The sequence below is a fragment of the Mycobacterium sp. shizuoka-1 genome (genome assembly GCF_002723835.1).
Classification (GTDB): domain Bacteria; phylum Actinomycetota; class Actinomycetes; order Mycobacteriales; family Mycobacteriaceae; genus Mycobacterium.
Genome location: NZ_BEWG01000020.1, coordinates 130,531 through 141,806 on the forward strand (window position 1 = coordinate 130,531; position 11,276 = coordinate 141,806).

Here is an 11,276-nt window from a genome sequence, read left to right on the forward strand (position 1 = left end):
ACTACGATTGCCCCGTGGCCCACGTCATCGCGCCGGCGCATCAGGGGCTGCGTGAACGCAAGAAGCAGCGCACCCGCGCGATGCTGGTCGACGCCGCCGTGCAGCTGTGCATGGAGCACGGCTACGACAACATCACCGTCGATCAGATCGCGGCGGCGGCCGAGGTGTCACCGCGCACGTTCAGCCGATACTTCCCGACCAAGGACGCGGTGATGATGACCGTGCTCGACGACATGGTCGGGGCGGCGGTGATCGAGTTGGCCACCATTGTGCCGTCCGTTCCGCCGTTGACCGCGCTGGCCTGCGCGCACACTCAGGCGCTGCGGAGGGTGCAGTCCGGTGCCTCGACCGAACTGACCACCCAGCGTCTGGTGTTGATGATCACCGTCATCTCGTCCTCCGGTGCGCTCCGGCTGGCCGCGGCGGCATCGCGGCTGCACCCTCTGGCGATCGCGTTGGCCGCGCGACTGGGGGTCGACCCGCGGGATCAGCAGGTGGCGCTGATCGTGTCGGTATGGGGCGCGCTGAGCGCCGCGGCCTGGGGTCGGCTGGTGATCTCGCCCGCCGAGTACGACGACTGCGCGGCGATCATGGCCGACCGGTTGGACCGCACCTTTGGTGAATACTTCGAAATTGCTGCCAAAGAGCTGGGACCGGGGCTATCCTCTATGCCTTGACGTCGGGACTCGCGAGTGGCGAGGGGGGTGGCGCGACGTGGCGGTGGTCGCGAACGCGGGCGCTCCCGGTCTACGCGAACTCAAGAAGCAGCGCACCAGGGCAACTCTGATCGATGCGGCCATCGCGCTGTGCACCGAACAGGGCTATCACAACACCACCGTCGAGCAGATCGCGGCCGCCGCGGAGATCGCCCCGCGCACCTTCAGCCGGTACTTCCCGAGCAAAGAGGCCGTGATCGTCGCGATCCTCGACGACGTCGCCGCCGACGTGGCCGACTGCTTCGCCCGTCAGCCGACCGATATCACCCAGTACGAGGCGCTGGCCCGGGCTCACCTCGAGACCTTCCGCAGCGCGCAGTACGACTGCCCGGATTCGTCGGCGTTCGACCGCATGCGACTGTTGCTGACGATCGTGAACTCGGCCCCGGCGATCGGGCTGGCGCCGTTCATGTTCCGCACGGACGGGTTTCACCAGAACGCCGTCGACGTCGCGGCGCGGCGGATGGGCGTACCCACCGATCACCCGGCGATCCGCATCCTGTTCGACACGTGGGCGGTGGTGATGGGGGTGGCCTGCCACGAACTGGGCACCGTGGACGGACCGCCGATCGAGCGCGACGCCCTGTGCGACCGAATCGAGTCGGTGTACGGCATTTTCACCGGGCTGTGGCGGCCGTGACGTACCCGGTGCTCAACCCCCCGCGGGCGTGACGGCACAATAGCGACTACCTTCACCTAGTACGGACAGCCTATGCAGGCGTCGAAGAGCTCAGAAGGGGTTCATGTGGCCGCAACCGACGAGACCGCCACCCTGAAGTACCCGGGCGGCGAGTTGGATCTCGACATCGTCAAAGCGACGGAGGGGTCTGACGGGATCGCGCTGGGCCCGTTGCTGGCCAAGACCGGCTACACGACGTTCGACCAGGGATTTGTGAACACGGCGTCGACCAAGAGCGCCATCACCTACATCGACGGCGACGCGGGCATCCTGCGCTATCGCGGCTACCCGATCGAGCAGCTCGCCGAGAAGTCGACGTTCATCGAAGTGAGCTATCTGCTGATCTATGGCGAGCTGCCGACCACCGAGCAGTTGGAGAAGTTCACCACCCAGATCCAGCGGCACACCCTGCTGCACGAGGACCTGAAGCGGTTCTTCGACGGATTCCCCCGCGACGCGCACCCGATGCCGGTGCTGTCGAGCACGGTCAACGCGTTGAGCGCGTACTACCCCGACTCGCTCGACCCGCTGAACAAGAAGCAGGTGGAGCTGTCCACGATCCGATTGCTGGCCAAGCTGCCGACGATCGCGGCCTATGCGTACAAGAAGTCCGAAGGGCAACCGTTCCTCTACCCGGACAATTCGCTGACGCTGGTGGAGAACTTCCTGCGGATGACGTTCGGTTTCCCGGCCGAGCCCTATGAGGTGGATCCCGAGATCGTCCGCGCGCTGGACATGCTGCTGATCCTGCACGCCGACCACGAGCAGAACTGCTCGACGTCGACGGTGCGGCTGGTCGGTTCGTCACAGGCCAACCTCTTCACCTCGATCTCCGGTGGCATCAATGCGCTGTGGGGCCCGCTGCATGGCGGCGCCAACCAGGCGGTGCTGGAGATGCTGGAGAAGATCCGTGCCGGCAACGACGACGTCCAGACCTTCGTCAAGAAGGTCAAGAACCGCGAAGACGGTGTGAAGCTGATGGGCTTCGGGCACCGGGTCTACAAGAACTACGATCCGCGGGCCCGCATCGTCAAGGAGCAGGCCGACAAGATCCTGGGCAAGCTCGGTGGCGACGACGAGCTGCTGGACATCGCCAAGCAGCTCGAGGAGATCGCGCTCACCGACGACTTCTTCATCGAGCGCAAGCTCTACCCGAACGTCGACTACTACACCGGCGTGATCTACCGCGCGATGGGCTTCCCCACCCGGATGTTCACCGTGCTGTTTGCGTTGGGCCGGCTGCCGGGCTGGATCGCGCACTGGCGCGAGATGCACGACGAGGGCAGCAGCAAGATCGGCCGCCCGCGCCAGATCTACACCGGCTACACCGAGCGCGACTACGCGACCATCGACACCCGCGGCTAGTTCTCTTTCTCTTTCTCTTTCACTTCTCGCGCCCAAACCGACGTTTCGGCGCAGAAGTGCGAGTGATCTTCACCATTTCGTCGATTTCGGCGCAGTACCGGCTTGACCCGTCAACAGTTGTAGTTTCACAATGATTGTGTGATTACAACTGTTGGCGAACCGAGCGCGCGGCGCAAGACGATCATCTTGGCGTCGTGCTGCCTGAGTCTGCTGATCGTCTCGATGGACGCGACGATCGTGAACGTCGCGATCCCGGCGATCCGGACCGATCTGGGCGCCTCGCCTTCGCAGATGCAGTGGGTGATCGACATCTACACCCTGGTGCTGGCGTCGTTGCTGATGTTGTCGGGTGCAACCGGCGACCGGTTCGGCCGCCGCCGGGTGTTCCAGATCGGCCTGGCCACCTTCGCGCTGGGCTCGCTGTTGTGCAGCCTGGCGCCCGACATCGACACCCTGATCGGCGCCCGCCTGGTGCAGGGCCTCGGCGGCTCGATGATGAATCCTGTTGCACTGTCGATCATTTCGCAGATCTTCGTCGGTCGGGTGGAGCGCGCCCGGGCACTGGGATTCTGGGGTGCGGTGGTCGGCATCTCGATGGCGCTGGGCCCGATTGTCGGTGGATTCCTGATCGAGGCGATCGGCTGGCGCGCGGTGTTCTGGATCAACCTGCCGATCTGCGCGGCGGCGATCATCCTCACCGCGATCTTCGTGCCGGAGAGCAAGTCGGCCACCATGCGGGACATCGATCCGGTCGGTCAGCTGCTGGCGGTGCTGGCGCTGTTCGGCGTGGTGTTCGTGCTGATCGAGGCGCCCGGGCTGGGCTGGACCAACCCGCGGATCCTGGCTATCGCCGCCGGCGCGGCGCTGGCCCTGCTGTTTTTCCTGCGCTACGAGTCACGCCGCCACGACCCCTTCATCGATCTGCGGTTCTTCCGCAGCATCCCGTTCTCGTCGGCTACGGTCACTGCCGTGTGCGCCTTCGCCGCCTGGGGGGCCTTCCTGTTCATGATGTCGCTCTATCTGCAAGGTGAGCGCGGCTACTCCGCGGCGCACACCGGCCTGATCTACCTTCCGATCGCGATCGGCGCGCTGTTCTTCTCGCCGTTGTCCGGCCGGCTGGTCGGCCGCTTCGGTGCCCGGCCGTCGCTGCTGGTGTCCGGCGTCCTGATCACCACCGCATCGGTGATGCTGACCTTCCTCACCGCCACCACCAGCATCTGGGCGCTGCTGGGCATCTTTGCGGTCTACGGCATCGGCTTCGGCATGGTCAATGCGCCGATCACCAATGCCGCGGTCAGCGGGATGCCGCGCGACCGCGCGGGCGCCGCCTCCGCGGTGACCTCCACCAGCAGGCAGGTCGGCGTGAGTATCGGTGTGGCGCTGTGTGGTTCGGTTGCCGGTTCGGCGCTGGCCGTGGTCGGGACCGACTTCACCTCGGCGGCCAGGCCGCTGTGGTGGGTGAGCATCGGACTGGGTCTGGTGATCACGCTGCTGGCCGTCGTGTCCACCTCGGGGCGCGCGATGCGCTCCGCGCAGCGGCTGGCCCCGTTGATCGAGAACAGGCGAAGCGAGGCCGCCCATGTCGGGTAATCCGGTGGCCGATCAGGTGTGGCGGTCGATGTCGAGCCTGGTGCTGGACAACAAGGACGGCTGGCGGCGCGCGGTGGTGGACCGAACCGGCTTGCCGTTCAGCAGGATTCGGATTCTTCGTCGGCTGGCGTCGCAACCGATGACGGTCAAGGAGGTCGCCGAGGCAGCCACCATCGATGCGCCGGCAGCCACGGTGGCGGTCAACGATCTGGAAACGCGTGGGCTGGTGGTGCGCCGGCCGCATCCGGACAACCGGCGTTGCAAGCTGGTGTCACTGACCGCGGCGGGCCGCGAGGTGATCGCCGTGCTCGACGACACCGACGACCCGGCCCCGCAGGCCCTCGCTGCGCTCGACGAGCAGGATTTGCAGACGTTGCGGACCATCCTGGCCCGCGTGCTCAGCTGAGATAGCCTTCGACTTCGTCGGCCGGGCGCACGGTGGCGTCGCCAGGGTCGCCGCCGGTCTCGCGCAGCGCGCGGCGCTGGCGAAGCAGGTCCCAGCACTGATCGAGTTCGGTTTCGATGGCGCGCAGGCGCGCATGCTCCTCGGACGGATCGATCTCCCGATGCACCAACTTTTCGCGCAGCTCGCGCTCCTGGGCCACCAGGTCGTGGATTCGGGCGAGGGTGTCGTTGTCTTCTGCCACGGTTCCAGTGTGCCCGAGATCGGCGCGCTCAGAACGGCGAAGTCACAACCGCGGCGAACTCCGTGCAGAACCAGTCCACATCCGAACTCGAGAAGACCAGCGGTGGACGGATCTTGAGTACGTTGCCGTCGCGCCCGCACACCGAGATCAGGACCCGGCGCTCCCGCATGGCGTTGACCAGAGCGCGAGCCCCGGCCCGGTCGGGCTCGCCCGCCTCGGTGACGACCTCGACGCCGACATACAGGCCGGCGCCCCGGACGTCGCCGATCCGGGGGTGGCCGCTGCCCAGCCGGGCCAGCTCAGAGCGCAGTTCGCCGCCCACCTCGGCGGCGTTGCGCATCAGCTTCTCGTCCTCGATGACATCGAGCACAGCCGCGGCCGCGGCCACTGTGACCGGGTTACCGCCGAAGGTGTTGAAGTAGGGCACCCCGCGGGCGAACGCGTCGAGGACGTCGGCACGGGCCGCCATGGCCGCGATCGGCAGCCCGTTGCCCATCGGCTTGCCCATCGTCACCAGGTCCGGGACGACACCGTGGCGCAGGAACCCCCACATCGCGTCGCCGGTGCGGCCGAACCCGGGTTGTACCTCGTCGGCGATGAACAGCCCGCCCGCGTCGTGTACCGCCGCCACCGCGGGGGCGAGCACCGACGGATCGGGGTAGATGCCGTCGGAGGAGAAGATGGTGTCCACGATCAGTGCGCTGATCCCGGCTCCGGATGCCGTGAGGTCGGCGATGGCGGCGACGACGTCGGCGGTGAACCGGGCGGCGAGTTCGTCCGACGGGATCCGGTAGCTGTCCGGCGGGGCGATCGCACGGACGTGCTCGCCGAGCACAGTGCTCCCGCCGATGGACGGCGAGATCGCGGTGACCGCGGCGGTGTTTCCGTGATATGCGTCGCTGGTGACGATCAGACCCGTTGCACCGGTGTGCATTTCGGCGACCCGCAGGGCCAGGTCGTTGACTTCCGAGCCGGTACAGGCGTACATCACCTGATCGACCTGCTCGGGCATGGTGTCCAGCAGTCGGCGGCTGTAGTCGACGATGCCGCCGTGCAGATAGCGGGTGTGGGTGTTCAGCGTGGACAGTTGCCGGCTGACGGCTTCCACCACGTGCGGGTGGCAGTGACCGACGCTGGCGACGTTGTTGTAGGCGTCCAGATAGCAGGCGCCGTCGGCGTCGTAGAGCCGGGTTCCCTCGCCCCGAACCAGGTGTACCGGCCGTTGGTAGAACAGCCGGTACGCCGGTCCGAGCATGCGGTCACGGGCCGCGATCAACGATTCGGTGGCGGGATCGACCGGATGGTCGGCGGAGTAGCTGTTGGAATCCATGATGTTCGAGAAACTCATCGACTACTCCCTAGCCTCGTTGACGCGACCCGTGACTGCACTCACTGGCGCTCGTGCGCCTCCTCGAGCACCGTCCGTCCCAGCTCCGAATAGCGCTGAGGCGACGTGTATTTCAGTACCACTGCCAGAACGATACCGCCGATTCCGACCGCGCCGACCACGTAGGGGATCGCAGCGAAGACCCAGTCGGAGGCGGCGGTGCCCGCGGCGAACGACGCGTTCTTCGCCAGCAGGTACACCACGTAGAGCATGCCCAGCCCGCCCAGCAGGGGAGCGACGAACGTCCGGAACCAGTTGGCCGTCTCCGGATGGTTCTTGCCGATGTGGAAGTAGGCGATCACCGCGAACGCGGCCAGTGCCTGCACGATCATGATCGCGGTGGTGCCGAGCAGCGCCATCAGGCCGTACAACCCGGTGTAGGGGTCGCGGCCGGTGAGGGCGAAGAACAGCACAACGACGGTGGCGAACGCCGTCTGCACGAAGCCTGCGATGTGCGGCGAGCCGTGCGCGGGGTGGGTGGCGCCGAGGGTCGTGCGCATGCCCGGGATCACGTTCTCCCGGCCGATCGCGTAGATGTAGCGCGCGGCGCAGTTGTGGAACGCCATACCGCAGGCGAACGAACCGGTCATCAGCAGGATCTTGAACAGGTCGACGGCCCAGACGCCCAGATGTGCGCCGACCGGCCCGAAGAAGATGTCACCCGCGGTCGCCGAATCCTGGGCCAGCGCAACGGCGTTCTGCGGACCCGTGCCCACGATCGCCAGCCACGAGATGATCACGTAGAACACGCCGATGCCGATCACCGAGCTGATCACCGCGATCGGGATGATCTTCTTGGGGTTCTTGGACTCTTCGCCGTACATCGCGCTGGACTCGAAACCGACCCATGACCAGAACGCGAAGAACAAGCCGATGCCTGCCGAGCCGGCCACCGTGATCAGACTGCCGTCGGCGCCGGCCACCGAGCCGGACAGATTCTGGAAAGCATTGAGCGGGTTCAGCGATCCCCAGGACCAACCCTGCGGGCCGCCGCCGGTGAACAACACCGACAGCGCCATCAGCGCCAGCATCACGATCTCGGTGACCAGGAAAACCCCGAGCACGCGGGCCGCCACGTTGATGTCGAAGTAGGTCAGCAGTGCGTTGATCGCGAGCATCGCGATCGCGAACACGATCCACGGGATGTTCACGTGGAAAAGGGTGTTGAAGGTGTCGTTGCCGAAGAAGGCGAAGATGCCGATCAGCGAGGCCTCGAAGACCATGTAGGCCATCGCGGTGAGGAAGCCGGCACCGAGACCGACGATGCGGCCCAGGCCGTGCGAGATGTAGCCGTAGAACGCACCGGTGGCGGTGATGTGCTTGCTCATCGCGGCGTAGCCGATCGCGAACAGCGTCAGCACGATGGTGGCCACGAAGTACCCGGCGGGCGCATAGACGCCGTTGCCGAATCCCACCGCGATCGGCACGTTGCCGACCATGGCCGTGATGGGCGCGGCGGTGGCGACGGCCATGAACAGGACGCCGATCAGCCCGACGGCATTGGGCTTGAGCCGCTGGACGGTTCCGGTGTTACCACCGGTGACTTCCGTAGCGGGCGGATCGATGATGTCGCTCATAGTGTGAATATCCGATCTCGAACGTGACTGGAGGTCGCGCTCGCCTTTTGGTCTGGTTCGGCTGGTCTGTTTTTGTCCGGGTGCAGGTGCGGCCCGGGGGCGAGGGCAATGTCGACAACGGCTTTGTGGTGCGACGTCGACATTGTTACCCCGGCCAGATCCCCTGGTCAACAGGAAGAATCGGAGAAATGCCGGGCGAATGTTTCGATCGTGTTTCCCAATCCTTTGGTAGGAAACAGGCGCGTTAAAAGTGCCGATTTGGTCTGCTCGGTGTGCCGTTATGGTCCACACTGGTCGCATGCCGGGACTGCCGCCGACCCATGAGTCGTTCGCGCGCGCTGCCCTTCCCGCCTACGGCCGCTCCGCCGAGGCGCCGCTGCGCCTGCTCAGCCTGTCCGAGAACGCCACCTACCTGGTCTGCGACGACGATCCGATCGTGCTGCGGGTGCACCGGCCGGGATATCACTCCCTGGCGGCGATCCGCTCGGAGCTGGCGTGGATGCAGGCGCTGCGGGCCGAGACTTCGGTCACCACGCCGGAGTTGGTGGCTGCCCGAGACGGCACCGACGTTGTTGTTGCCGAGGTCGAGGGTGCGGCGCTGCACGTCGACGCGGTGACATTCGTAGCCGGCTGCACGGCCGAGGAGGATCCCGAGGCCGTCGGTTTCGACGAACTCGGCAGGCTCACCGCCGTCATGCACGAGCATTCCAGGAGCTGGGCTCTTCCCGCCGGATTCACCCGATTTCGCTGGGATCTCGAGACCATCCTCGGCCCGCATGCCCGCTGGGGTAATTGGCGACTGGCTCCGGGGCTGACCGAGGACGACCGACTGGTGATCCAGCGCGCCGCCGACGACATCACCGCCAAGCTGACCGACTTCGGCTGCGCACCAGACCGGTTCGGCCTGGTGCACGCCGATCTTCGGCTGGCGAACCTGATGGTCGACCCCGCCGACCTCGCGGCCGGTATCACCGTGATCGACTTCGACGACTGCGGTTGGTCCTGGTACCTGGCCGATCTCGGCGCGGCGGTGTCGTTCATCGAGGACACCCCGGCCGGCGAACGGATCATCTCGCAATGGCTCTCCGGCTATTTCGAGGCCGGATCGTTCCCCGCCGAGCACCTGGCCCTCATCCCGTCGTTCGTGATGATGCGCCGGATCATGCTCACCGCATGGATCGCCTCGCACTTCGACGCCGACGCGGCGATCGGCGTCGGCGAGGAGTTCGCACCGAACACTGCCCGGCTGGCGCAGCGGTATCTCGAGGATCGCACCTGGCTGCAGGACGCGATCTTCGGCTCGCGGGTATGAATCACGCTGTGACAGAGAGGATTGCACGTGTTTGATCTGGAGTCGACGTCGGTGGTGGTCACCGGGGGCAGCAAGGGAATCGGGCGAGGGATCGCTTCGGTGTTCGCAACTGCCGGGGCCAATGTGGCGATCGCCGCGCGCTCGGCGGCCGGACTCGACTCTGCGGTCGCCGAACTGGACGCCCTGGGTGCCGGAAAGGTGCTGGGTGTGCAGACCGACGTCACCGACCCGGCGGCGTGCGCCGGCCTAGCCGCCGACGTCGTCGCGGCGTTCGGCGGTATCGACGTCGTCTGCGCGAACGCGGGCATCTTCCCCGATGCGCCGCTGGCCACCATGACGCCTGCTCAGCTCGCCGAAGTGCTCGACGTCAACGTCAAGGGCAACGTGTTCACCGTGCAGGCCTGCCTGGACGCTCTGATCGCGTCCGGGCGGGGCCGGGTGATCCTGACGTCGTCGATCACCGGGCCGATCACCGGTTTTCCCGGCTGGTCGCACTACGGCGCCTCCAAGGCCGCACAGCTGGGATTCATGCGTACCGCCGCAATCGAATTGGCGCCGCATGGGATCACGGTCAACGCGGTGCTGCCGGGCAACATCTTCACCGAAGGCCTCGCCGACATGGGCGAGGAGTACATCGCGGGCATGACCCGCGCGATCCCGGCCGGTGCACTGGGCAAGCCGGAGGACATCGGTCACCTCGCCGCGTTTCTTGCCACGGTCGAAGCCGGCTACATCACCGGCCAGGCCATCGCAGTCGACGGCGGCCAGGTGCTGCCGGAGTCGCCGGATGCGGTACGCCCCTAGTCCGATGGAGGAGTCGGAGGGGGGACCGGTCGCCGAGGATGTGCGGCGGCGCATCCTGTCGATGCTGGCCCAGGGCGCGCTGCGGCCCGGCTCCCGGCTGGGTACCGAGCGCGAGATGGCCGACCGTTTCGAGGTGTCCCGGTCCACCCTGCGCAGCGCGCTGTTACCGCTGAGCCGTGCGGGCGTGCTGGAACGACGAACGGGCCGCAACGGCGGAACATTCGTCCGGGCCGATGTGGTCCAGCGCAACGCCGCCGAGCTGGCCGGGCTGCCGGCCCGGCTGCGCAGCGGGGGCCACACCAGCGCCACCCGGGTACTGGCCACCGATCGGCGGCCGCCCACCCCGGCCGAGGCGGCCGCGCTGGAAATCGAGGACAGCCATGAGGTTTTCGCGATCCGTAGGCTGCGATACGCCGACGGGGTCCCGCTGTCGGTCGACTTCTCGTGCTTCGTCGCCGAGCACGTCGTCGATCTGCTCGAGCAGCCGCTGGGCGGCTCACTGTACGAGTTGTTCGCGGTCCGGTACGGACTGGTGCCTGCGACGTCCAGCGAGACCATCGAGGTCGTCAGCGCCAGCCCGCGCGAGGCCGACTGGCTGGGCATCGCACATCGGCGTCCGTTGGTGGCGATCACCCGCGTCACCCGCGATTCGGCCGATCGGCCGTTCGAGTACGCCTACGACCTGTTCCGTGCTGATCGGGTTCGGCTGACGGCCACCACATCGACGGTCACCGCGCGGGAGCGCCGCGGTACCGACGGCCGGGTAGAACGCTCGGTCAGTAGCGCCTGAGCGACTACTGTGTGAGCGGTGACGACCAAACCCGAGATCGAGTTTCCCGACGGCCCGGCGCCCACCGAACTGGTCATCAAAGACCTGGTGGTCGGCGAGGGCGACGAGGCCACGCCCGGCGCCGTCGTGGATGTGCACTATGTGGGTGTCGAGTACGACACCGGTGAAGAGTTCGACAGCTCGTGGAAGCGCGGAGAGTCCATCTCGTTCCCGCTGCGCGGGCTCATCCAGGGCTGGCAGGACGGCATCCCGGGCATGCGGGTGGGCGGTCGGCGACAGCTGACGATCCCGCCGGAGCAGGCCTACGGGCCGGCCGGTTCCGGACACCAGCTGTCCGGCAAGACGCTGATCTTCGTCATCGACCTGCTGTCCACCCGCTAGTCGATACGTCGTCGGCGAGCGCCGCCCG

General features: G+C 66.8%; 12 protein-coding genes. 9 read left to right on the plus strand and 3 right to left on the minus strand.

Features of this window, described 5'->3' with window-relative positions; all coding sequences use genetic code 11:
• Window positions 1–14 precede the first annotated feature (14 nt).
• The 5 genes from MSZK_RS05885 to MSZK_RS05905 all read left to right on the plus strand — a co-directional run bounded on the left by MSZK_RS05885 (window position 15) and on the right by MSZK_RS05905 (window position 4,756).
• Complete coding sequence (locus MSZK_RS05885) at window positions 15–677, plus strand: TetR/AcrR family transcriptional regulator (RefSeq protein ID WP_099245775.1); 663 nt, start codon at window positions 15–17, stop codon at window positions 675–677.
• Window positions 678–714: 37 nt separating this feature from the next.
• Window positions 715–1,356 carry a TetR family transcriptional regulator gene (locus MSZK_RS05890; RefSeq protein WP_233211130.1) on the plus strand — a complete coding sequence of 214 codons (642 nt, stop codon included), beginning with the start codon at window positions 715–717 and terminating at the stop codon, window positions 1,354–1,356.
• A gap of 105 nt (window positions 1,357–1,461) precedes the next feature.
• Complete coding sequence (locus MSZK_RS05895) at window positions 1,462–2,760, plus strand: citrate synthase (protein ID WP_199203207.1); 1,299 nt, start codon at window positions 1,462–1,464, stop codon at window positions 2,758–2,760.
• A 138-nt stretch (window positions 2,761–2,898) separates the two neighbouring features.
• Window positions 2,899–4,350, plus strand: a complete 1,452-nt coding sequence (locus tag MSZK_RS05900) for an MFS transporter (protein WP_099245779.1) — start codon at window positions 2,899–2,901, stop codon at window positions 4,348–4,350.
• Window positions 4,340–4,756 carry a MarR family winged helix-turn-helix transcriptional regulator gene (locus MSZK_RS05905; protein ID WP_099245781.1) on the plus strand — a complete coding sequence of 139 codons (417 nt, stop codon included), beginning with the start codon at window positions 4,340–4,342 and terminating at the stop codon, window positions 4,754–4,756. Before MSZK_RS05900 ends, MSZK_RS05905 begins: the two co-directional genes overlap by 11 nt.
• Here MSZK_RS05905 and MSZK_RS05910 read toward each other — a convergent pair.
• The 3 genes from MSZK_RS05910 to MSZK_RS05920 are packed head-to-tail and all read right to left on the minus strand — an operon-like array spanning window position 4,749 to window position 7,961.
• Window positions 4,749–4,997 (minus strand): DUF2630 family protein, encoded by a 249-nt coding sequence (locus MSZK_RS05910; RefSeq protein ID WP_099245783.1) that lies wholly within the window; start codon window positions 4,995–4,997, stop codon window positions 4,749–4,751. The two genes, MSZK_RS05905 and MSZK_RS05910, sit on opposite strands and share 8 nt — an antisense overlap.
• A gap of 28 nt (window positions 4,998–5,025) precedes the next feature.
• Window positions 5,026–6,345 carry an aspartate aminotransferase family protein gene (locus MSZK_RS05915; protein WP_099245785.1) on the minus strand — a complete coding sequence of 440 codons (1,320 nt, stop codon included), beginning with the start codon at window positions 6,343–6,345 and terminating at the stop codon, window positions 5,026–5,028.
• A 41-nt stretch (window positions 6,346–6,386) separates the two neighbouring features.
• A complete protein-coding gene (locus MSZK_RS05920) occupies window positions 6,387–7,961 on the minus strand; it encodes an APC family permease (protein ID WP_099245787.1) in 1,575 nt (524 codons plus the stop codon).
• A 298-nt stretch (window positions 7,962–8,259) separates the two neighbouring features.
• Here MSZK_RS05920 and MSZK_RS05925 point away from each other — a divergent pair, with 298 nt between their 5' ends.
• From MSZK_RS05925 to MSZK_RS05940, 4 genes are read left to right on the plus strand one after another with little or no spacing between them, the layout of a single operon-like run.
• Window positions 8,260–9,273, plus strand: coding sequence for a phosphotransferase enzyme family protein (locus tag MSZK_RS05925; RefSeq protein ID WP_099245789.1), 1,014 nt, complete (start codon window positions 8,260–8,262; stop codon window positions 9,271–9,273).
• A gap of 27 nt (window positions 9,274–9,300) precedes the next feature.
• Complete coding sequence (fabG, locus tag MSZK_RS05930) at window positions 9,301–10,077, plus strand: 3-oxoacyl-ACP reductase FabG (protein WP_099245957.1); 777 nt, start codon at window positions 9,301–9,303, stop codon at window positions 10,075–10,077.
• Between the two features lie 4 nt (window positions 10,078–10,081).
• Window positions 10,082–10,867 carry a GntR family transcriptional regulator gene (locus MSZK_RS05935; protein WP_099245791.1) on the plus strand — a complete coding sequence of 262 codons (786 nt, stop codon included), beginning with the start codon at window positions 10,082–10,084 and terminating at the stop codon, window positions 10,865–10,867.
• Between the two features lie 18 nt (window positions 10,868–10,885).
• Complete coding sequence (locus MSZK_RS05940) at window positions 10,886–11,248, plus strand: FKBP-type peptidyl-prolyl cis-trans isomerase (RefSeq protein WP_099245793.1); 363 nt, start codon at window positions 10,886–10,888, stop codon at window positions 11,246–11,248.
• Window positions 11,249–11,276 lie beyond the last annotated feature (28 nt).

Coding starts and splice junctions, on each gene's coding strand:
- MSZK_RS05905 (WP_099245781.1), top strand. CDS start 4,340: ATGTCGGGTAATCCGGTGGCCGATCAGGTGTGGCGGTCGATGTCGAGC.
- MSZK_RS05915 (WP_099245785.1), bottom strand. CDS start 6,345: ATGAGTTTCTCGAACATCATGGATTCCAACAGCTACTCCGCCGACCAT.
- MSZK_RS05920 (WP_099245787.1), bottom strand. CDS start 7,961: ATGAGCGACATCATCGATCCGCCCGCTACGGAAGTCACCGGTGGTAAC.
- MSZK_RS05925 (WP_099245789.1), top strand. CDS start 8,260: ATGCCGGGACTGCCGCCGACCCATGAGTCGTTCGCGCGCGCTGCCCTT.
- MSZK_RS05935 (WP_099245791.1), top strand. CDS start 10,082: ATGGAGGAGTCGGAGGGGGGACCGGTCGCCGAGGATGTGCGGCGGCGC.